Source organism: Actinobacillus vicugnae, assembly GCF_901687125.1.
Classification (GTDB): Bacteria; Pseudomonadota; Gammaproteobacteria; order Enterobacterales; family Pasteurellaceae; genus Actinobacillus; species Actinobacillus vicugnae.
Map to the genome: position 1 here is coordinate 63,326 of NZ_CABFJY010000011.1, position 22,228 is coordinate 85,553.

A 22,228-nucleotide genomic window follows, 5' to 3' on the forward strand; every position below is an offset into this window, starting at 1 on the left:
TATTTAACCATGTCGCATTCAGTTATTAACCAAGTAAATATAAACACTATAGATACAAAAAAATGCAGCCCTAAGGCTGCATTTTTACTATAAGTTAATTAGCTTCAATTACCATTGGTAACCTACACCCACAGAGCCACCTAAGTCTCCACGAGTATTCGCATTACCTTGTAATTTAAAGATAACTTTGCCGTTATCGCTTGAACGAGAGTAACCTACGGCTAACGCACTTTCACCTTTGAAAGTACCAGCCGCCGCTGCCACCATTGATTTACCTGGTACATAAACTTGTGGTAAACCTGCTGCAGCATTCGCACCTGCAATACCTGCACGAAGTTCTTTATTCACTTTGTTGATACGGTTATGAACATTATTTGTTGCCGCTTTCAATTGGCTCACATTCACTGCGTCAGTATCCGCTTCGCCCGCTTTCACATTAGTGATCTTCGTACCTGCTGCATCAACGCCTGATTTTGTCACGCTTGGGCCATTTGCAATCTTCACGCCATCAGAATCAATTGTTGTATCGCCTGCTTTCACAGTATTTGTAGTAACTTCCGTTGCATTTACACTGCTCACATTCAGATCTTTCGCTAATTTCACAGTTAAAGTGCCATTTCCGTCAGAAACTACCCCAATATTGTTATCTGATAATTTAGATTCATCAGTAATACCACCCTTCACTGTCATTGTGCTACCTAGTTTCTGCTCTGATGCTGTTCCTGTGTCACCCGCAAATGTAAGTGGTTTAACAACTTCATTGTTGAGGTTATTAATTGCTTCACCGACACTGTTTGCTGTTGTAGTAGATCCGTCAGTCTTCGTAATAGTGTAGCTTGGGGCTGTAATAGTACCATTTGCATCAACTGTTGAATTTCCACCGAAGTAATTTGCAATATTCTGGTTTGCGGTATAAAGCTGAGAACCATTGATTGCATCTTTACTTGTTGGAGAAATATCACCGTCTGCAACACCTGTCACTTTATTGTCGCCAGCATCAATACCATTATTACTCACCGTAACATTACCCACAGTTAAGCCACTGTTATTCACGGTTGTATTACCAATCGTTACACTACCATTTTCAGTTAAGCTTAGATTGTTTGATAACGTCACTTTAAACTCAGTGTTATTACCTTCGGTTACATTCGTTACAACAAGGTTGTCATTACCTGATACTACCGTTGAAGTTAATTCAGAATCTGTAATCGCTTTCGCTACCTCTTCTGCGGTTGCAAATGTATCGCCTGCTGTATTTGCTATGACCGTTACATTGTCGTTACCGTCTTTACTCACCGTTAAACCAGATTTGTTTACGTTAAAGGTTACGTTGGTTTGTGTACCATCAGATGTCACTTGCGCTGTTGTACCCGTGCCATTTACAAAGTTCACTTGGTTGCCTGCAGTCACTTTATCCGCTTCAACTCCATTACCTTGGATGGTCCAAGATACGTTGTTTAATGCGTTTACTACATCGCCTACTGTAGTGAAACTATTGTTTATATCACCTGTAGTATTGGTTTCTGCTACACCCGTCGTGCTGTTGATGGTAACTGGCGCTTTGTTTACCTCTACTGTGGAAATCGTTTGACCATTTGCACCTTGAGTCGTATTTACTGTCGTGGTTGAGCCGTTGCTTAACTCTGTTTTCGCCGCTGCTGCAGTTTTATTTAACTGATCTAAATTAACCGCATCTGTGCCATTTGTCCCTGCTGAAACATTGGTGATAACTTTATTACCTGCATCAATACCATTATTGGTAATACTTGGGCCATTGTTAATCGTTAAGCCATTATCACTTAAGCTTGTGTTACCCGTTGTTACTGTCGTAAATGTTGGGTTCTCACTGAGCTTAATCACTAACTGACCATTTTCTGTATCTACACGGATATTTTTTGCACTTGCTGCGACTGTTTCCGCTAACTCACCTACAATCGATAATGTTTCGCTTAAATTCTTGTGAATTACACCGCTTGCGTTGTTGCCCACAAAGTTTAAACCTGCATTTGTTAAGTTGCTGGTTGCGTTAAATAACTGACCGCCATTTACCGCTTCTTTACTACCCGCTTCAACTTTGCCGTCTTTCACATTGCTGATTGTGGTATTCGCTGCATCAATGCCATTATTTGTGATACTTGGGCCATTATTGATGGTTAAACCTTCATTGTTGATCGTAGTGTTACCTACCGTTACGTTAGTGAATGTTGGCGTTGCACTCGTTGAAATCTTAATACCTTCATTATCTGCTGTTAATTCAATATTATCACCTGAGATAAAGTTGGCAGTATTGTTATCTTTTGTAATGTTTTTTACATCAGTTCCATCGATTTGCGTAACAACGGTTTGTAATGCTGAATTTGCCGTATTATTCGCCACATTTGCAGTATTGTTAGCGGTATTAGCGGTATTATTTGCTAAATTTGCCGTGTTATTTGCTGTGGTAATATTATTTTTCGCACTTTCAGAAAGATCGATTGTGTAATCAATCGTATTTGTTGCTGTATCAACATTAGCCGTAACATTTACTTCTGTTGAACCTGCTTTTGCCGTCGTATTCCACGCATCAACAGTATAAGCCGTGCCTGTATTATTTACTTTGGTATTTTTACCATCTTCTAAATTGATTGCTGATATTGCATCTACGGCTAAATCATAAGTATTCGTAGCCTGGTTATAATTTACTGTTACAGAGTTATCTGTAGATGTTACTTTGGTACGTCCATTATCAACATATTCTTTATTTGCAGCGTCTGTATTATTTACTGGTGCGCCAACATTCGTAATTACATTCCCCCCCATATTAATGTTGCCATTTGGCTGAACATTAAAGTTTTGAGTTGTTACTGTGTTAAATGTTGGTGTTGTGCTAGTTGCAATTGAAATTTTATTTGCTGATTGAGTAATATTGATATTATCGCCAGCTTCAACTGTTAAGGTTTCCCCCATTTGAATATTATCATCAATCGTATTAACCGCATTACCAGAGCCAGTTTGTGCACTAGTAATATTCCAGCCTTTATTTACTGTTGCATTTGCTGTATTTGCAGTCGTATTCGCCGCATTTGCCGTACTATTTGCAACATTAATTGCAGTAGTTAAATTATTCGCCACCACATAAAGTTGTGAGCCATTGATCGCATCCGTTGAGTCTGCACTAATTCGACCTGCCGCCACATTTTGGATTTGACGTTTTTGAGTATCATTACCCACAGAAACTACTGAATAAGCGATATTTCCAGCAAAACCAGAGTAAGTCACGCCATTTACTTCTGCTGAATTTGTATTCACTGCCACAGAAGTTGTCGAACCAGAACCTAACGCTACTGAATTGTCCTGCGATGCTATTGCATTATCACCTAGTGCCATTGAAGAACTATTAAGTGCTTTAGCATCAATACCCAAAGCTACTGAGCGACTACCTGTTGCGGTTGATGTATCACCCACTGCAGTTGCATAAGTGCCTGTTGCATTTGAGCTTTCACCAATTGCTACCGCACTTTGACCTGTTGCATTTGAATCATTACCAATTGCCACTGCACTGTCTGCCGTGGCAGTTGCGCCAACCCCAACAGCTAAAGCACTTGTTGCGCTTGCAATAGAGTCTGAACCTAATGCCATGCTATTTTGTGCTGAAGCAGTTGAATTATAACCTAATGCTGTTGATTCAGGACCAGAAGCTATTGAAGATGTACCCACAGCAACAGTATTGTTATTTGAAGCATTTGCTTCAAAACCCATTGCATTTGCACCATCTGCCGTTGCTTTAGCTAATACACCAATTGACGTTGCAGCTAACCCCGTAGAAGTTGCAGAAGTACCTATTGCAGTTGAAAGCCCGCCAGATGCTAATGAATTATCCCCTAGTGCAGTTGCGCTGACTGCTGAAGCCATTGAATTATTACCAATAGCGATTGTATCTGCATCAGCGGCCTTACTTTGATTACCTACAGCAATAGAATTTGTTTTTGTAGCATTCGCTACATTACCAATAGCAATAGTGTTATTTGCTAAAGCTTCTGCACCATAACCTAAAGCGGTCGATTGTAGACCTACAGCAGAGGTCATCGCACCAACAGCAGTTGATTCAATTCCTTCTGCTAAAGCAAATGAACCAAGCGCTGAGGCATTTGTGGCAGTTGCAACCGAACCACTACCTAGCGCACTTGCGTAGTTAGCTTTTGCCTCAGCGCCTTGTCCGTATGCAACAGATAACAATCCTATAGCTGTTGCATTTGCACCTACGGCAGTCGAAGACAATTGTGTTGCTTGTGCATTTGTACCAATAGCCACCGCATCATTTCCAGATGAATTAGCCAGTGAACCAATAGCAATAGCATCCTCATCTATTGCTGCTGCTCCGTACCCAATAGCCGTTGCATTCAATCCCGTTGCTCGAGTAGAAGTGCCGATTGCCGTTGACGAGGTGCCTGTAGCACTAGATACTTGCCCAATAGCTATTGAACGATAGCCCGTTGCACTACCGCCATCCGCAGAAAACGCAGCATTTGCATCTAATGAAGTTAATGTAACGCCAAGTACTAATGCTGTTGTACCTAAATTTAATAACCCATTTGTAGGAGAACGTCTTTCATCTTTCGTAACAGATGAAGACTTAGCCCTTGTTTTAGACAGTTCTGAAGTAACGACAAACGTCTGTGTTGCATGATTCCAGATGATTTTAAAAATTTTATTCATATTTTTCTTTCCTTTTGATTCTTAAATTGAATACAAATGTATTCAATTTAAAATGTACGAAGATTCCTCAACGTACCACTACATACATTTTGGTTTATCTAAGCCAAAATCTCCTTATTCTAGCCTAGTAAGCATACAGCTAGTCCTCTGATCAGGGACTACCTCATACTTTGTTACATACACTTACAGAGTAAGCTTTTGTAATAAATAGCGAAGTAACTTCAATTAAGTCCATGTTATTTCGTCAATTTATTAACAAGCCCTTAGAGACACTCCATTTCTTTTAAAGTTCAAATTTTTTAAATTTTAACTTTAAAATACTATTAATTTTAAATACTCTACATACCATGAAATTAATAAAAATTATCCTCACCAAAAATATTTTAAAAGATAACAATTACCATTTATAAATGGTTAATAATAAAAGCCATATAATGATATATAGCTTTTATTAATTTAAAATCAAGTAAGCTTTAATCAACATTGATTAACTTACATAAAAAAACGACTAAACAAATAAATTTTCAAACATTAATACAAATAGAAAAATATCTTTTCAACTCTACATAAAAATAAAAAACCACAAAACTCACAGATTACATCGAAAAAAATTCCATGTAATCTGTGAGTTTCGTGGTTATTAATTACTATCGTTGCTGACTATCTATTTATTACTCAAACATTTCGTCAAATTCAAAACGATACATTAAATCTACCGCTTGATTTACACTAGATACCCATTGCAGATAAAGGCGTGGTGCTAAGTTATAACGCAAAGTCAATTCAGTAAGTGCTGCAAAAATTCCTACTCCATATTTCACTTTAAATTTAGGGGTTAAATTTGCACTTACTTCCACTTTGGTATTATCACCAATCCCTGCTGTAGTTACATTTAAATCATTTAAACCAAATGTACTCCCCACTGCGCCAACAGTTTTACTGCTTTTCGCTAAACTCATACTCAATAAAGCAGCAGCCATTGAGTTACTTGAGCCTGCATCCCCGCTATTATCTAGTGAGCGCCCTGTTAATATATAAGAAAGTGCTTCATTTTGTGACATTGACGGTTCAGAAAACACCTTAACTTCTGGGTTATCGGCTAAACCGATCATTTTTACCCCAGCGGTAACATTGGAATCTTCCATCGCCTCAGGGTTGCGAATCGCTTCAATATTTAACGTTGGTTGTGACGGAAGCCCTGCAAAGCTGATTACACCTTTACGAATCAGTAAATCTTGCCCAAATGAGGCATAACGCCCATTTTTAAGATTGACCTGACCGTAAAGCCCTAACCCTTGCTTGCCTTGGCGAACAGCAATGCTGCCATTTAAATGACTTTTTAAACCGTAAGCATTAATACTCACATCATCACCAATGTTAATATTAATATTCGATTTAATCGCTATACCGCTTGGCGTTTGCTGTGGAATTTTACGTTGTGCTAGTGGCACTTTTTGTTTCATCGAGCCATCCATAATCACTTCATCACTGCTCACGCTGATAGCACTTTCTGGCAGAGATTCGACCACAATTCTCGCCCAAGGAATATCAATATTGCCACCTAACATAAGCTCTTTTGGCGTTACGGTAACTTCAATATTTGGGCTAAATTCTACCTTCGCCATATTCGGCACGTTCACACGAAAGCGGTTTGCTTGTGCATGTACTCGAGTACGCCACGCATCCAAACGGCGCCAGTCTGCCTCACCGTCTAAGCGTAATTCACTTTCCGTCGTTTGTACTTTGCCTGTTAAAGTTGAAGTTGCACCGTGGAAATTTAACGCTAAATTGCCGCCTGTCACATCAAATGGCATTGCATTCGCCTTTGCACGCAGTTCGCTTAGCGTTAAGGTGCCATTTAATAACGGTGTGCTAGCAGAGCCTGCCACAGTTAAACGTGCATTAATATTACCGTCCACTGATTCACCGCCTGTTAATAACGGTTTAATGAGTTTTAAAGTGAGCTGTTCAATCTGAATATTACCCGACAATTTACGCGCATTAGCAACATCATTCATCAGCAAATCGCTGGTTAGGCGACCGTTATTTTCCACCTTAATATCGGTTTTCAGCTTCAGATTATTATCTGCTAAATTGGCATTCACTTTTACTGGGCTTAATGCTAACGGAAAACTGTTGCCACCCTCTAATTTTTGAACGAATTTCAATGAATTTGAATCTAATTCCACATTCACTTGTGGCTGTTTGTTTTTAAACCAAGCCACATCACCTTTTGCATTTACAATGCCCGATAGTTGGCTTGTTTGTGCTAAAAAAGTTTTCAGTGCAGCAAGATCAAATTGCTTAATTTCAAATGGAACTTTACCTTCTTGCCCTGCATTAAATGTTTGTGGGAAGCACAAATTAATTTTTGGATTATTCCAACAGTGCGCTGAAATATTCGCATTAATTTGTTTATTATCATAATTTACATTTACCGCTCGATTTATTTTAAATAAGCCGAACTCTTTTGCATCAATCTCCACTTGACTTAATTGCCCATGCCATACTTGTTGCAAGCGGTCAAATTTTCCAGAAAGTTGCAAATTTGCCCCAACTGGACTGCCTTTGGCATTTAATTTTAAATTGTGGTTCGCTTCATTACCTCTTGCCACTAAATTCGCATTTTCTACTTTTACATCGCCATATGCCAATTGCGCTAAATGAATATTTAGATTACCTTGAATCGTTTTTTCTGTGGTGATTTTGCCTTTTGCAATTAAATTTTTAAGATTAAGCTGATCATAATTTAAAGTATTAGCCGTTAAATCCAAATCTAAATTTGGCTCTGCGATTTTGCCTGTTAATTTAAGATTACCTTCAATATTAGCTGCTAATTTCGGTAATAATCCGCTTAAATTTGGTGCATGAATTTGCGCAGCAAAATCGGATTTATCGCCCAAAATACCTTGCAACGCAATATTATTTTCACCATAAACCAAAGTGGCGGAAGGCACATTCAGCAAAGTTTGAGGATTAGAAGTTAAATCCCCTTTAAGCTGTAAATTTTTTTGCAATAGCGATCCTGTTAAATCTAGGTTTGAAACCTCAACATTCCAATCCTCCCCCATTTCACCTCGCCCTACGTAACCTTTCGATTGCAATCCACCAAATAGAATTGCAGGCCAATCTGGCGTAAGCGATTTAGTATTGATCGAATTCAGAACGGTTTTTGCCTGCCATTCCAGCCCATTTTCCCAGCTGATATTTCCGCTTAAATTCGCTTTGCCATCTAACGCATTTAACGCTAATTGCTCAATGTTAAATTGGCTAATTTCGCCTTTACCTTTTAAATTCGCTTGGCTCGCAGGAATGCCCATACCGCTCGCACTGATTTGCGTATCTAATTGATAATTAAGCAAATCCCCCATGATTGATAAATCAATTTTAGACAATTTCAACGGAACTTGCCCTTTTTCTGGGATAAATGGATACGACACTGCATCACTGGTTAAGTACAAATTGAACGGCATTTTAGCTTCTGCCAATTGCACATTGCCCGTTAAATTCGCTTTTATTGCGCCATTAGTTTGAATATCTAACGAAGTTTTGCCAAATAATTCGCCCGTAAGCGATAGTTTTGCTTGGCTCGCCGGGATGTTTAAATCTACCAATAACGGCGAATCCGCCTTTAAAGACCAGTCAAGCGGGTAATTTTCGCTAAATTTTAGCAAGCCTGTGCCATTTAGATCACCTCTATCACTTTTGAGTGAAAGTTGAGATAATTCAAGCACTTCTTGATCGGCATTTGCTTGCAACGCCAACGATTCCACTTTCACAATAGATTGTGGTGTAATCAATTTGCCATCTTTGTCTTTTACCTTTTGCTCAACTTGAATATTTTTTGCTGACAATTGTGGAATAGCAGCATCTAATGGCAATTTAATTGGCGCTTGCTTGGTGAGCAAAGGTTGTGCTAATTGCTGTTTTATGGTCACCCAATCAATTGGAGAAGCGGTCGAATTTTGTGAATTTTTTGCAATTTTTTGCGTTTTTTCGACCGCTTGTTCTGCCTCGACTGGCGCAAGTGAAAGCTGTAAGCCGTCCAATTTAGTTGGTGCTAAGCGAAGCGCTCTGCCTTTACCCGAAATGCCTGAATAAAAATGATTTAGGCTAATATCCATTTCATCCACTTGGACTTGAATATTATCTAAAGTAAGTTGCTTAACCGAAACGCCAAGCGGTAAATTTAATTCGGTAAAGGGCTCTCTGTCTTCAGACGGCCGAGAAGGTGGTAATTTTGCTGTGTCAATTACCACTTTCGTATCTTTAACCGCAATATTTTCAACGCATGCTTCTTGATTAAATAAGCAACCAAAGCCAATATGTAAATCTGCTTGCCCAACAGCTACATCCACACCGTCCATTACAAATTTTGCATCGCTGAGTGTTAATCCGTCTTGCAAACTGCCTGCGACATTGCCGATTGTTAATGAATCGAGCCACTTATCCGCTAATTCAAATGCTGTACGTTGCCCTTTCCCTGTCGCCAAAAGCGCCACAGGTATTAATGTTACCCCCAATAAACCGCCGCCCAAATAACCAAGCCAGCGCCATTTACTTTTTTTAGATTTTACTGGTGCTTGTGCTAATTGTTGGGGATCTTGTTGTTGATTTTGTTCACTCACCGCTATCACCTTTAATTCCATACAAATAAAGCGGATAAATCTATCCGCTTAAATACTACTCTCACGATTATAATTCTGAGCCTAGCCCAATATAAAACTGTACGCCTTTTTCATTATTTGGCGATCTTACTGGTGTGGCTAAATCAAATTTAATGGCACCGATTGGTGAAGCCCAACGCACACCAATACCTGCACCTGAATGTAAGTCTTTCGCTTTAAATTTGTTTGACGCTAAACCTGTATCATAAAACACGGCACCCCACCAATCTGGATACACTTGATATTGATATTCCACTGTTGCTGTTGCTAAATGAGAACCACCCAACAATTTGCCGTCGCGTGGATCTTTGGGCGAAATATCTTTATAGCCAAAGCCTCGTACACTCATATCGCCCCCTGCAAAATAACGCAATGCAGGTGGAATGCGATAAAAGTCTTTCGAATGAATATATCCTACTTCACCACGCAGGAAGAATCTATGATGATCAAAATAAGTTCTTACCCAAGCATTTGAAACTTTCCAGCTATAAAAATTTACGTCCGAAGCAAGGGCTTTTGACCCCCAGTTTACCGTTAATTTTTGGCTATCGCCCCACAATGGAAAGCGATTGCCATCGGTACGGGTACGATTGAGTGAAGCAGTAGGATAGACCAACAATGTACGATGCGATTCATTTGCTTGCGTAAAAGAATCGTAACGCGCTTTTACCCCTGCAGAAAATGACCAGCCTGTTTCATGCGTCCAAAAACGCTGAAAACCAAGTGTTGCAGCGGTTGATTTAGTGTCGTTTTGATCTTCATTTTCCAATGAGCCTGAAAACTGGTAGTAATAATGTAGCGGATCTTCCCGTAACGGAATATTATAACCAAACTCGAAACGTTGCTCTGGTTTAGAAATATAAGTGCGAGATTCGATACTATGCCCACGGCTATTCAGCCACGGTTTTTTCCAATTTAATTGCAAACGCGGCCCTGCTTCCGTAGCAAAACCGATCCCCACCTCAACATCATTTTTCTTTTTAGGTTGAAATAATACATTTAAATCCACCGTTTTTTCTGCTTCATTTAACTGCGGTTCAACCAACACAGATGAAAACCAATTGCTAGAAGAATAATCAGAAGTCATTTGCGAAAGATCATTTGCATAGTAATGATCCCCCGTTTTTACTTTTAAGATATTACGTAAATATTCTTCTTTCATTTGATTATCAGTAAAACTGATCTCGCCATAACGATAACGCACGCCACTGTCATAACCTAAACGCCAATCAACAACGTGTTCTGTTGAATAAACTTCTAAGCGATGATATAACCAATTACCATCAAAATAGCCTTTTTTAAAAGCTAAACTTTCAATGTTACTTTTAAAGCTATCGTACTGTTCGTGATTTAAATCGCTGCCTTTTTTAGGTGCAGAATCGACGAGCTTAGTAAATTCCTCATCTTTATTCGCTTCACCTTTAATTTGAATATCCGTTTCATCAATTTTGACTTTTTGGCTATCCAGTTCAACATTGAGTGTTAGTAACGGCTTTTTACCCGCTCTCGGCGTTTGAATAAATTGATACTGTGTATTGTAATAACCCTTAGCACGCAATGCTTTATCCACCGCAGTTTGCACTAAATATTGGTGACGTTCTGAGCCATCAGCATATTCATTCGCAATTTGTCCGAGGTAAATTTTAACATTCGCCCAAGCCTCTCTATCTTTTTGTTCAATGCCTTTTACGTCTAAATCAACAAGCGGTTCAATTTTCGAATTTTGTTGCACATCTTCATTCTTTTCTACTTGTTCAGCGGTTTCGGTTTCCGCTGGTGCGAGTTCATCGGCATGGCTCATTTGTGTCAATGCCAATAAGCAACAATAAGTTAAAAAATGTGGTTTAAATTTCATAATTTTACTCTTTTGGAATACCTCGTAATAGAGGAACAGCGTTAAACGGTGCAATTGACGTTGGCGCAGGCGGATTATCAAACAGCATAATAAATGGCTCTTCTGGCACAACGGTTTCATTACGCCATAGACTGCCTATGCTCACTAGCTGAATATCTTTAGGTAAATTAGCAATGCTACGCTCAAGTACCGCTACACTATTTTTACGAGGATGCCCAATTAAAATTGCTGTACCATGCTTACGTGCATATTCCATTGCCGCATTAAATTGATGCTGAACATCGCTTAACGCATCGCTATCATCTAAAAATAAATTGCGTTCAAGCGCTTTTACACCAAATTCTCGTGCCACTTTGGCCGCAACACTGGCACCCGTTTTGCTATCTAAAAAGAACAATTGTTGTTGAGCCAACACCTTCATCAAATGGCCCATGGTTGTACGATCTGCGGTCGCCCCACTACCCATATGATTATTTAGCCCTATCGCATACGGCACTTGATTGCGTGCTGATTGAATAAGCTGTGAAATTTTTGCTTCACTTGCACCAACCATTAACGCCCCCGATTCAATCGGTTGATGTTTATTTTTAGGTTGCATCGGTAAGTGAATCAAAATATCTCTTTTTTGCTCGTATGCTTTCTTTGCTCTGGCTGTTGCATAAGGTGCAACAGGAATGATTGCTACACTGACTTCTTTAGGAAGAGCATAAATAGCATCATCTTCTTTAACCCGATACCCGATATCATCAATTACAATGGCTAACTTGCCTGCTTGTGCCAGCGGTGTGATTAAGCATAAAATTTGCAAAAAAATCGCCAAAATAGACCGCTTATATCCAAATAAATTCCACATTATTTCACCCAACCCATTGGATTTTTCGGATTTCCCTTACGACGAATTTCAAAATAAAGTGCCGAACGATTTTGTCCGCCTGAATTTCCAACACTTGCAATCTGCTGCCCCGCAGAAACTCGGCTACCTTTGCGCACTGAAACAGACTGGTTATAACCATATAACGACATATCGCCATTACCGTGATCGACCACCACAACTTGTCCGTAGCCTTGTAACCAATCCGCCAAAATTACACGACCGCCCGCAATGGCTCGCACTGGCGTACCTGCGCTGGCTGCAATCACCACACCGTGCCAAGTTACTTCCCCCATTTGGCGAGAACCAAAACTATTCACGACTTTACCCGCTACTGGCATATTAAATTGTTTATTCGGCGCACCTAAACCGCTACCCGCACGCACTTGTTGTTTCTCTTGCTCGGTCGCCTTACGTTTTTCTTCGCTATTTTTTTTCTGTTCTAATTTTGCAATTTCTTGTTTTTCTTGTTGTGCTGATTCTGCAGCAGCTTTAGCTAATTGGCTACGTAACGCAGACTCATTATTTTTTAACGATTCTAAACGGCTTTCGTCTTGTTCTAAGGTTTTATTAATCGAACGTAATGTATTTTCACGTTCGTTTTGTACTTTCTTTAAATCTCTTTCCTGTTTCTTTTGCTCAGTTAAGGTAGTTTGCTGACCTTTTTGTTGTCCTTTAAGTTCATCACGACGAGCTTTTAGTTCTGCTTGCGTACGACGTAATTCATTAATTGTATCAATCCTAACTTGATTAATATGCTCATAATAAGCGGTCATTCTTTCAGCATTTTTTGCATTTTCCGACATTAAACGCTCTAATACTGAAGGATGAATCCCTGAACGATAAGCTGAATCAAGTTGTTCTTTCAATTTTTCTTTTTGCTCTTTTTCTTGCTTTTCTAATCTTTGAATTTCTTGCTCGGTACGCTTAATTGCTTGACGGGTTTCTGATAAAGACATCTCCGTTTCTTTTAATTTATCTAACACTTTGCCCATTTCCACTTCTTGGGTTTTAAGCGTAGATTGCAACACATTGCGTTTTTGGCGCTGTTCATTGATTTTACTTTGTTGTTGTTTAATTTTTTGTTGAATATTAGACAATTCCGTAGCCATAGCAGACGGAAAAGAAAGATAAACAAGCCCTGAAAAAAAGAGCGTTAAATAAAGAGGTCGGAATGCTTTCACAAAATATACCTATATCAAGAAATCGTAGATTACAAAATAGCTTATTCTAATAAAATATTTGCGTAAAATCAGCTTTTCTGTGCCTTTTACAAAAAGAAATCATCTTGCTATTTCAAAACAAGCCAATTTTTGCTATAAATACGCAGTTTTCAAATCAACTAAAAACATAGGAGTCTTTATGGAATTAGTATTTATTCGCCACGGTTTCAGTGAGTGGAATGCTAAAAACTTATTTACAGGTTGGCGTGATGTTAATTTAACAGAGCGTGGTATTGAAGAAGCAAAATCTGCTGGTCAAAAATTAAAAGCAGCAGGTTATGAGTTTGATATCGCATTCACTTCTGTTTTAACTCGTGCAATCAAAACTTGTAACATCGTATTAGAAGAGTCTAATCAATTATGGATTCCACAAGTAAAAAACTGGCGTTTAAATGAACGTCACTATGGTGCGTTACAAGGTTTAGATAAAAAAGCGACAGCTGAACAATATGGTGATGAGCAAGTTCACATTTGGCGTCGTTCTTACGATATCTCTCCTCCAGATTTAGATGCTGCAGATCCAAATTCTGCACATAACGATCGCCGTTATGCTCACTTACCAAAAGATGTGATCCCAAATGCAGAAAACCTCAAAATCACCCTTGAGCGTGTTTTACCATTCTGGGAAGATCAAATTGCCCCTGCATTATTATCTGGTAAACGTGTTCTCGTAACCGCTCACGGTAACTCTCTCCGCGCATTAGCAAAACACATTATCGGTATTTCTGACGAAGAGATCATGGATTTTGAAATCCCTACAGGTCAGCCATTAGTATTAAAATTAGATGACAAATTAAATTTCGTAGAAAAATTCTACTTATAATTTAGTTTTCGACTCAAAGAAAAAACGCTCGGAGCTAACACTTCGAGCGTTCCTTTTTGCAAAGAAATAGTGAAATTTGACCGCTTACCAAGCAAAAATTTGTTTTGCTAATTGGAATGCATATATCGCTAAACTTATCGCAATCGCATACATAATTGCGCCAGTAATAAAATCTAGAATCTGCCACGTTCTGCGCTTTTCAAAATAAGGGGATAAAAACCCTGCGCCATACCCTAAGCCAAAAAACCATAGCAATGAGCAGGTTAATGCACCACCTAAAAATTCCATTTTGCCCGTAAGGTCTAGGTTGCCACCAATCCCACCTAAAATCACTACAGTATCAATATAAACGTGCGGATTTAAAAAAGTGATCGCAAAAGTAATCATCAATGCTTTTTTTAAACTTGTTGCATTTTCATCACTTGCTTTTAGCGCCTCATCATTTTTGAAAATACTGATAAACGAACGACTACCATAAGTAAGCAGAAAAAAGGCGCCAAGTAATGCAATGGCTAAACTTAACATGGGTAAATTAGCAACGATTGAGCCTAGCCCTAAAACGCCTAAGGTCATTAAAAATACATCGCCTAAGAAACATAATAATGCCACCCCAAATACGTGTTGCTTTAAGATCCCTTGTTTCAACACAAAGGCATTTTGTGCACCAATTGAAACAATCAAACCAAAACAAACGGCAACCCCTTGAATAAAAGTTTCCATTTTTTCCTCAAATAAAGTGAATAAACCGCGGATTATACGCCAATTTTTACAAAAATGCGGTATAATCCCCTGAATTTTTGTCCCTATCCTTAATGACTAGTATTTAGGAACCGATTTATGTCTGAAACAATTGAAAACCAAGCTTGCATTGTGATTGCAATCGCTGGCGCTTCCGCTTCTGGAAAAAGTCTTATTGCCTCCACCATTTATAAAGAATTAAAAGAAGAATTAGGCGCGGACGACATCAGCATCATTTCTGAAGATGCATATTATAAAGATCAAACCCACTTAACTATGGATGAGCGTGTTAAAACGAACTACGATCACCCCAATTCAATGGATCATCATTTACTGGTAGAACACTTACGCCAACTCAAGCAAGGCAAAGCAATTGAAATCCCAGAATATGATTACGCGGAACATAACCGTAAAACCACCACAAAACATTTTGAACCGAAAAAAATCATTATTTTAGAAGGCATCTTACTCCTTACCGATGAAGAAATTCGTAATGAAATCAATGTGTCTATTTTCGTCGATGCGCCATTAGATATTTGTTTTATCCGCCGTTTACAACGTGATTTGGTGGAACGTGGTCGCTCAATGGAATCGGTTATTACCCAATATCGTAAAACGGTTCGTCCAATGTTCTTACAATTTATTGAGCCATCTAAGCAATATGCGGATATTATTGTGCCAAAAGGTGGTAAAAACCGTATTGCAATCAACATCTTAAAAGCTCAAATCAAGCAATTATTAGCAGCTAAAAAATAGGATAAATCACGATGCGTTTATGTGATACAGATATAGAACGTTATTTAAATGAAGGCAAAATTGCAATTGAGCCTCGCCCCTCAAACGATAAAATTTCAGGTGCTACGGTTGATGTGCGTTTAGGTAATTCATTCCGTGTATTTCGTGAACACGCTACACCGTATATTGATTTAAGTGGCCCTCGTGAAGAAGTTACCGCTCAATTAGATAAAGTGATGAGCGAAGAAATTATTATTGCTGACGGCGATGCGTTTTTCCTTCACCCAGGCGAATTAGCGCTTGCTACCACATTAGAATCCGTCACTTTGCCTGATAATATTGTGGGTTGGTTAGACGGGCGTTCTTCGTTGGCTCGTTTGGGTTTAATGGTTCACGTAACCGCTCACCGTATTGACCCAGGTTGGCATGGCAAAATCGTGTTGGAATTTTTTAATGCAGGTAAATTACCTTTGGCACTACGCCCAACGATGGCAATTGGTGCATTAAGCTTTGAAGTGTTAAGCGGTCATGCTGCAAAACCTTATAACGCACGTAAAGATGCAAAATACAAGAATCAACAAAATGCTGTTTCTAGCCGTATCAATCAAGACGACTAAGCGGGCAAATTTTCAGATCTTTTTGCAAAAAAACCATGAAATTTAACCGCTTATTCCAAGTATAAAGGACAAAAAAAAGAGATCGAAAATTCGATCTCTTTTTGTTTATTAGCTATTTAATGCTCTTAAAATGTCATCCACACGCTCTTTCGCATCACCGAATAACATTTGCGTGTTTTCTTTGAAGAACAGTGGATTTTGTACGCCTGCGTAACCAACTGCCATTGAGCGTTTGAATACGATAACGTTTTGCGCTTTCCACACTTCTAATACTGGCATACCCGCAATTGGGCTTGAAGGATCATCTAATGCCGCTGGGTTTACCGTGTCATTTGCACCGATAACCAATACTACATCTGTTTCTTCAAAATCATCATTGATTTCATCCATTTCAAGTACAATATCATAAGGCACTTTTGCTTCTGCAAGTAATACGTTCATATGGCCAGGTAAACGACCTGCAACAGGGTGAATACCGAAGCGAACATTTACGCCTTTTTCACGCAATTTTGCTGTAATTTCTGCAACAGGATATTGCGCTTGAGCTACCGCCATACCGTATCCTGGGGTGATAATGACAGAGCTTGCATTTTTCAGCATTTCAGCCACTTCTTCTGCATTAGTTTCACGGTGTTCACCGTGTTCTTCATCACCTGAACTTGCTTTCACTTCGGTACCGAAGCCTCCAGCAATTACACTGATAAATGAACGGTTCATCGCTTTACACATAATGTAAGAGAGAATCGCACCAGACGAACCGACTAACGCACCCGTTACGATTAATAAGTCGTTGCTTAACATAAAGCCTGCAGCGGCAGCTGCCCAACCTGAATATGAATTCAGCATTGATACCACAACTGGCATATCCGCACCACCGATAGAAGCCACTAAGTGCCAACCGAAGACTAATGCAATTGCAGTCATAATCAACACTGGGAAAATATTGTGCGGATTATTTAGGAATACCACCATTAAAAAAGCAGAAACAACTAGTGCCGCTAAATTCCATTTATGTTTATGTGGAATATTTAATGCTGCAGAAGACACTTTACGTCCGAATAATTTACCGCTTAATTTACCGAATGCCACTAATGAACCAGAGAAAGTTACCGCACCGATAAAGATACCAAGGAACACTTCAACATTATGAATGTTTGCAAGTGTTGCTTGCTCTGCATGGAATGCCGCCAATGCAACTTCATCTAAGTTTGCAGGTGGAATAGCATCTACGTGTAAACCGTAGCTATTAAAGCCCACTAATACTGCTGCTAAACCTACAAAGCTATGCAGAATTGCTACTAGCTCTGGCATTTCTGTCATTTCCACTTTAATCGCTTTTTGCACACCAATCACACCACCGATTGCCATTGCAATTAGAATCCAAAGTGTACCGTGCGATTGCGGCCCAAAAATAGTTGCGATTAACGCAATTGCCATACCGACAATACCGTACCAACAACCTGCTTTTGCGGTTTCGTGTTTAGAAAGCCCTGCTAAACTCATAATAAAGAGAATCGCAGCAATAATATATGCAGCAGTTACAAATCCAAAAGACATGAGTTTCTCCTTAACCTTTTCTAAACATTGCAAGCATACGTTGCGTTACTTTAAAGCCACCGAAGATATTAATGCTCGCAACTAAAATCGCAATAAAGGCAAGAATATCAACGAAAAAATTACCTGTTGGCTGAGAAATTTGTAGCACCGCACCTACAATAATAATGCCCGAAACTGCATTGGTTACCGCCATTAACGGAGTGTGTAGCGCATGACTTACATTCCAAACCACATAATAGCCTACTACGCAAGCTAAAACGAACACAGTAAAGTGAGATAAGAATGCAGCTGGTGCTACAGATGCAAGCCATAAAAATAATGCTCCCACACCTGCCATTACACCATATTTCACACGAGGATCGGTTGGTTTCTCTTCTTTTTTCTCAACAGGCGCTACTGCTACTTGCTTTTGTGGTTGAGCCGAAACTTGAATTGGTGGCGCAGGCCATGTCAATTCACCATCACGCACCACTGTTACACCACGTAACACCACATCTTCAAAATTAATGTCAATTTGACCATCTTTATTCGGCGCAAGTAACTTGAGTAAATTCACTAAGTTTGTACCGTAAAGTTGTGAAGATTGAGTTGGTAAACGCGCTGGGAAATCGGTATAACCAATCACTTTTACTTGGTTTTCGGTTACAACTACTTCACCTGCTTTAGTGTAATCACAGTTACCGCCCGTTGCAGCGGCTAAATCAACGATCACCGAACCTGGTTTCATTGAATCAACCATTTCTTTGGTGATCAAACGTGGCGCAGGTTTACCAGGAATTGCAGCCGTAGTAATAATAATATCAACTTCTTTTGCTTGTGCTGCATAGAGTTCCATTGCACGACGGTTAAACTCTTCTGACATCACTTTCGCATAACCATCGCCAGAACCGCCCTCTTCTTCGAAATCAATTTCTAAGAAGTCAGCACCCATTGATTTAACTTGTTCTTTTACTTCTGGACGAGAATCGAATGCACGTACAATCGCACCTAAGCTATTTGCTGCACCGATTGCGGCTAAACCAGCCACACCAGCACCAATTACAAGTACTTTTGCAGGTGGAACTTTACCCGCCGCGGTAATTTGTCCTGTAAAGAAACTACCAAATGCATTAGCTGCTTCAATCACCGCACGATAGCCTGAAATATTCGCCATTGAACTCAATGCATCAAGCGCTTGCGCACGAGAAATACGAGGCACCGCATCCATCGCTAATACATTGATTTTTTTCGCTTGCAGCTTTTCCATTAATTGTGGATTTTGCGCAGGCCAAATAAAACTCACCAGCGTTGCCCCTTCTTTGATAAGAGCAATTTCTGCATCGGTTGGCGCATTCACTTTAAAAATAATATCTGAATTCCAAACCTCTTGTTGCGAGCCAACAGACGCGCCTGCATTTACAAATGCGCTGTCATCAAAACTTGCTTTAAAACCTGCATCGTGTTCAACGAGCACATCAAAGCCAAGCTTTTTAATCTGTTCAACGGTTTTTGGCGTTGCCGCCACACGTGTTTCACCGTCTAACAGCTCTCTTGGTACACCAATAAGCATAAAGACTCCTGTATGGTTGTGTGTTTATATATTTGACTACAATTAGTCTATTTTGAAAAAATAAGACTAGCCGTAATGTACCATTAAATGAGTAGAATTGGTAAAAAATTATGCCTACTAAATCAATAATTGTGGGTTTTCTGAGCTTTATTTTTCAGCCCATCACAAATCTGCTAGAATCTCGTCTAACTCAATCTAATCACTAGAACAAAAATGCATATCTTAGACCAAATTCAAATTATTTTGATTGAAACCTCCCTCCCCGCCAATATCGGTTCTGCTGCACGCGCGATGAAAACTATGGGGCTTTCAAATCTCCGTTTAGTTGCTCCGCTTAATCCAATTGATGAACAGGCTCAAGCCCTCGCTGCTGGTGCAAAAGATGTGCTTGATAGCGCACAAACTTTCGATTCATTTGAACAAGCGATTGCTGATTGCCAACTGGTTATCGGCACCAGTGCAAGATTGCGTCATTTACAAAACAGCTTAATTGAGCCGAAAGAGTGCGGGAAATTGGCAATTGAACGCGCAATAAAAGGCAAGGTGGCGATTGTATTCGGACGGGAACGAGTTGGATTGACTAACGAAGAACTGCTTAAATGTCACTACCATTTAAATTTTCCAACTAATCCCGAATATGGCTCATTAAATTTAGCCATGGCAGTCCAACTGGCAAGCTACGAAGTACGGATGGCTTGGTTAGATTTGCAAAAAAATGCTAAAATCCGACCGCTTGTTGAAGAAAAAGACTACCCAACCAATGAAGCACTAGAACATTTCTTTAAGCATACCGAACGCCTCTACAAACAATTAGGCTTTATTCGCAATGATGCAGTCATGTTAAAACTACGTCGCTTGTACCAACGCGCCGAACTCGAAACCAATGAGCTGAATTTGTTAAGAGGTATGCTAACCTCTGTGGAAAAACAGTGGTCAAAATAACCCTAAATAAAAACACACGAAATCTCGCTACTGAACGAAAATTTCGTGTGTTTATTTTTATTGACGTGCCATTCTTAAGTTTGCTGGAACGGATTCAAAGTTTGAGCGGAATGGGTTGATATCTAAGCCGCCTCGACGAGTGTAACGGGCGTACACCGTCAATTTTTCAGGCTGCGCAAATTGGATTAAATCGGTAAAAATTCGTTCTACACACTGTTCGTGAAATTCGTTATGTTCACGGAATGACACCAAATAGCGTAATAGTTTTTCTCGATTTAATTTTTTACCTACATAGTGAATTTGTACGCTGCCCCAATCTGGCTGTGAGGTGATCAAGCAGTTTGATTTAAGCAAATGACTGACTAATGTCTCCTTAACCACTTCCCCTTGTGCGATATTCTCTAAATAACGATTCGAAAAAGCATAGCTATCAATCTGAATAGCTTGTTCATCAATACAATCACCCTCAAAATCAACAATCGGTTGTTGGCTATAAGCCGATAATTTGTAAACTTTTACCGAAACTTGACCGCTTGCACAATGGCTTAAATCTTGCGCTAATGTTTGCTCTACTTGTTCAATCGAAGCAAACTTGGTTTGATTAAAGCTATTTAGATAGAGTTTAAAGCTTTTTGATTCAATTAAATTTTCGCTGCGAAAATCAATTGCCACATCAGCAATTGCCACTTGTGGTAAGCCATTCTCGTTTAACCAAGACAGTTCATAGCAAGTCCAAACATCAGCACCACGATCAAACGGCTGTTGATCGGTAATCCCTAAACCATCACGGTTTAATTTACGTGGTACGGGCTGTAAAAGACTTGGATCATATTCACTTTTATATTCCGTTTTTTGCCCTAATTTCAGAGCAGCTAAAGATTTATCGTTGTAGTTCATCTTATTTTCATCAATTATTTAATATAACGCACTAAATCCACTAGACTATCTAGCACAAGATCGGCTTTCGTTTCGCCTTCTGGGGTTACCGTTTTCCCCGTGCGGACAAGTACTTTGGTTTTCACGCCTGCGGCTTCAGCGGCTAATAAGTCTTCTAATTTATCGCCAACCATATATGACTGCTGCGGATCAATATTTAGATCGGCAATCGCTTGGTTAAACATGCCTGCTTTTGGTTTACGACAATCACAATCCTCTTTGTATTCGCCTTTGCCTTCAGGGTGATGCGGGCAATAATAAATGCCGTCTAACACTACGCCATAGTCTTCATCAAGCGACCAATCCATCCATTCGGTTAATTGATTAAATTGCTCTTCGCTAAAATAGCCACGCGCAATACCTGATTGATTAGTCACTAAAACCAATAAATAGCCTTTATCTTGTAGCTGTTTTAACGCTTTTCCTACGCCTTCAATAAATTGAAAATCATCAATTTGATGTACATAACCATGATCGATATTGATGGTGCCGTCACGATCAAGAAATATCGCCTTATTCGTCATTATTTGTTTCCTTTTACAAAATCAATCACCATTTGATGATGTTCGCCTGTTTTAAATTTCTCGAATACCTGCTCAATCACGCCTTGCTCATTCACGAGAAAACTAATACGGTGAATGCCGTCATAGGTTCTGCCCATAAATTTCTTTTCACCCCATACACCAAAGGCTTCGGCAACTTGGTGATCTGCATCAGATAATAAAGTGAAATTCAGTGCTTTTTTCTCGACAAATTGCGCTAATTTTTTCGGTAAATCGGGACTAATGCCTAGCACAATCACATTGAGTTCATCTAACGCAGATTTGCTATCACGCAAGCCACAAGCTTGTGTGGTGCAACCTGGTGTGAGCGCTTTTGGGTAAAAATAAACCAGCACTTTTTTACCAGAAAATTGGCTTAATGAAACAGATTGTTCGTGCTGATCTAATAAGGTAAATTGTGGCGCTTGATCGCCTGCTTTAAGTGTATTCATTTGCAAAAAATTCCTAAAAAAAGACC

At 39.4% G+C, this 22,228-nt stretch carries 15 protein-coding genes; 4 read left to right on the plus strand and 11 right to left on the minus strand.

What is annotated here, in order from left to right:
* Window positions 1–108: 108 nt before the first annotated feature.
* The 5 genes from F8M47_RS03380 to envC form a co-directional block, all read right to left on the minus strand.
* On the minus strand, window positions 109–4,695 hold the full coding sequence (locus F8M47_RS03380; protein ID WP_150538802.1) for a YadA-like family protein: 4,587 nt from the start codon (window positions 4,693–4,695) through the stop codon (window positions 109–111).
* A gap of 671 nt (window positions 4,696–5,366) precedes the next feature.
* Window positions 5,367–9,323, minus strand: a complete 3,957-nt coding sequence (gene tamB / locus F8M47_RS03385; protein ID WP_150538803.1) for an autotransporter assembly complex protein TamB — start codon at window positions 9,321–9,323, stop codon at window positions 5,367–5,369.
* A gap of 67 nt (window positions 9,324–9,390) precedes the next feature.
* The gene (gene tamA, locus F8M47_RS03390) at window positions 9,391–11,217 is read right to left on the minus strand and encodes an autotransporter assembly complex protein TamA (RefSeq protein WP_150538804.1); all 1,827 of its coding nucleotides are present in this window, start codon (window positions 11,215–11,217) and stop codon (window positions 9,391–9,393) included.
* Between the two features lie 4 nt (window positions 11,218–11,221).
* Complete coding sequence (locus F8M47_RS03395; protein ID WP_150538805.1) at window positions 11,222–12,070, minus strand: divergent polysaccharide deacetylase family protein; 849 nt, start codon at window positions 12,068–12,070, stop codon at window positions 11,222–11,224.
* On the minus strand, window positions 12,070–13,272 hold the full coding sequence (envC, locus tag F8M47_RS03400) for a murein hydrolase activator EnvC (protein ID WP_150538806.1): 1,203 nt from the start codon (window positions 13,270–13,272) through the stop codon (window positions 12,070–12,072). The genes F8M47_RS03395 and envC overlap by 1 nt, the downstream gene beginning before the upstream one ends.
* Before the next feature lie 178 nt (window positions 13,273–13,450).
* Here envC and F8M47_RS03405 point away from each other — a divergent pair, with 178 nt between their 5' ends.
* Entirely contained in the window at window positions 13,451–14,134 is a 684-nt protein-coding gene (locus F8M47_RS03405; protein ID WP_150538807.1) for a 2,3-diphosphoglycerate-dependent phosphoglycerate mutase, read from the plus strand.
* 84 nt (window positions 14,135–14,218) lie between these two features.
* On the opposite strand, the gene F8M47_RS03410 is transcribed toward F8M47_RS03405, so the two are convergent.
* On the minus strand, window positions 14,219–14,854 hold the full coding sequence (locus F8M47_RS03410) for a LysE/ArgO family amino acid transporter (RefSeq protein WP_150538808.1): 636 nt from the start codon (window positions 14,852–14,854) through the stop codon (window positions 14,219–14,221).
* A gap of 117 nt (window positions 14,855–14,971) precedes the next feature.
* Between F8M47_RS03410 and udk the strand changes: the two genes are divergently transcribed.
* Complete coding sequence (gene udk / locus F8M47_RS03415; RefSeq protein WP_150538809.1) at window positions 14,972–15,628, plus strand: uridine kinase; 657 nt, start codon at window positions 14,972–14,974, stop codon at window positions 15,626–15,628.
* A gap of 11 nt (window positions 15,629–15,639) precedes the next feature.
* A complete protein-coding gene (dcd, locus tag F8M47_RS03420) occupies window positions 15,640–16,224 on the plus strand; it encodes a dCTP deaminase (RefSeq protein WP_150538810.1) in 585 nt (194 codons plus the stop codon).
* Between the two features lie 108 nt (window positions 16,225–16,332).
* On the opposite strand, the gene pntB is transcribed toward dcd, so the two are convergent.
* Both pntB and pntA read right to left on the minus strand, forming a co-directional pair.
* Window positions 16,333–17,781 carry a Re/Si-specific NAD(P)(+) transhydrogenase subunit beta gene (gene pntB, locus F8M47_RS03425; protein WP_150538811.1) on the minus strand — a complete coding sequence of 483 codons (1,449 nt, stop codon included), beginning with the start codon at window positions 17,779–17,781 and terminating at the stop codon, window positions 16,333–16,335.
* 10 nt (window positions 17,782–17,791) lie between these two features.
* A complete protein-coding gene (gene pntA / locus F8M47_RS03430; RefSeq protein WP_150538812.1) occupies window positions 17,792–19,330 on the minus strand; it encodes a Re/Si-specific NAD(P)(+) transhydrogenase subunit alpha in 1,539 nt (512 codons plus the stop codon).
* A gap of 213 nt (window positions 19,331–19,543) precedes the next feature.
* On the opposite strand from pntA, the gene trmJ reads away from it, so the two are divergent.
* Window positions 19,544–20,272: a tRNA (cytosine(32)/uridine(32)-2'-O)-methyltransferase TrmJ gene (trmJ, locus tag F8M47_RS03435; RefSeq protein ID WP_150538813.1), complete on the plus strand. Its 729-nt coding sequence runs from the start codon at window positions 19,544–19,546 to the stop codon at window positions 20,270–20,272.
* 57 nt (window positions 20,273–20,329) lie between these two features.
* On the opposite strand, the gene queF is transcribed toward trmJ, so the two are convergent.
* Genes queF through bcp form a run of 3 tightly spaced genes read right to left on the minus strand, consistent with a single transcriptional unit; the run spans window position 20,330 to window position 22,202 of the window.
* Complete coding sequence (gene queF / locus F8M47_RS03440; protein WP_150538814.1) at window positions 20,330–21,169, minus strand: NADPH-dependent 7-cyano-7-deazaguanine reductase QueF; 840 nt, start codon at window positions 21,167–21,169, stop codon at window positions 20,330–20,332.
* Between the two features lie 14 nt (window positions 21,170–21,183).
* Window positions 21,184–21,732, minus strand: coding sequence for a D-glycero-beta-D-manno-heptose 1,7-bisphosphate 7-phosphatase (gene gmhB, locus F8M47_RS03445; RefSeq protein ID WP_150538815.1), 549 nt, complete (start codon window positions 21,730–21,732; stop codon window positions 21,184–21,186).
* Window positions 21,732–22,202: a thioredoxin-dependent thiol peroxidase gene (gene bcp, locus F8M47_RS03450; protein ID WP_150538816.1), complete on the minus strand. Its 471-nt coding sequence runs from the start codon at window positions 22,200–22,202 to the stop codon at window positions 21,732–21,734. The genes gmhB and bcp overlap by 1 nt, the downstream gene beginning before the upstream one ends.
* Window positions 22,203–22,228 lie beyond the last annotated feature (26 nt).

Bases quoted from the DNA above. Each gene is read 5' to 3' on its own strand.
- gmhB (WP_150538815.1), bottom strand. From the start codon at position 21,732: ATGACGAATAAGGCGATATTTCTTGATCGTGACGGCACCATCAATATC.
- queF (WP_150538814.1), bottom strand. From the start codon at position 21,169: ATGAACTACAACGATAAATCTTTAGCTGCTCTGAAATTAGGGCAAAAA.
- F8M47_RS03395 (WP_150538805.1), bottom strand. From the start codon at position 12,070: ATGTGGAATTTATTTGGATATAAGCGGTCTATTTTGGCGATTTTTTTG.
- F8M47_RS03410 (WP_150538808.1), bottom strand. From the start codon at position 14,854: ATGGAAACTTTTATTCAAGGGGTTGCCGTTTGTTTTGGTTTGATTGTT.
- F8M47_RS03405 (WP_150538807.1), top strand. From the start codon at position 13,451: ATGGAATTAGTATTTATTCGCCACGGTTTCAGTGAGTGGAATGCTAAA.
- tamA (WP_150538804.1), bottom strand. From the start codon at position 11,217: ATGAAATTTAAACCACATTTTTTAACTTATTGTTGCTTATTGGCATTG.
- dcd (WP_150538810.1), top strand. From the start codon at position 15,640: ATGCGTTTATGTGATACAGATATAGAACGTTATTTAAATGAAGGCAAA.
- bcp (WP_150538816.1), bottom strand. From the start codon at position 22,202: ATGAATACACTTAAAGCAGGCGATCAAGCGCCACAATTTACCTTATTA.
- udk (WP_150538809.1), top strand. From the start codon at position 14,972: ATGTCTGAAACAATTGAAAACCAAGCTTGCATTGTGATTGCAATCGCT.
- trmJ (WP_150538813.1), top strand. From the start codon at position 19,544: ATGCATATCTTAGACCAAATTCAAATTATTTTGATTGAAACCTCCCTC.
- F8M47_RS03380 (WP_150538802.1), bottom strand. From the start codon at position 4,695: ATGAATAAAATTTTTAAAATCATCTGGAATCATGCAACACAGACGTTT.
- pntA (WP_150538812.1), bottom strand. From the start codon at position 19,330: ATGCTTATTGGTGTACCAAGAGAGCTGTTAGACGGTGAAACACGTGTG.
- pntB (WP_150538811.1), bottom strand. From the start codon at position 17,781: ATGTCTTTTGGATTTGTAACTGCTGCATATATTATTGCTGCGATTCTC.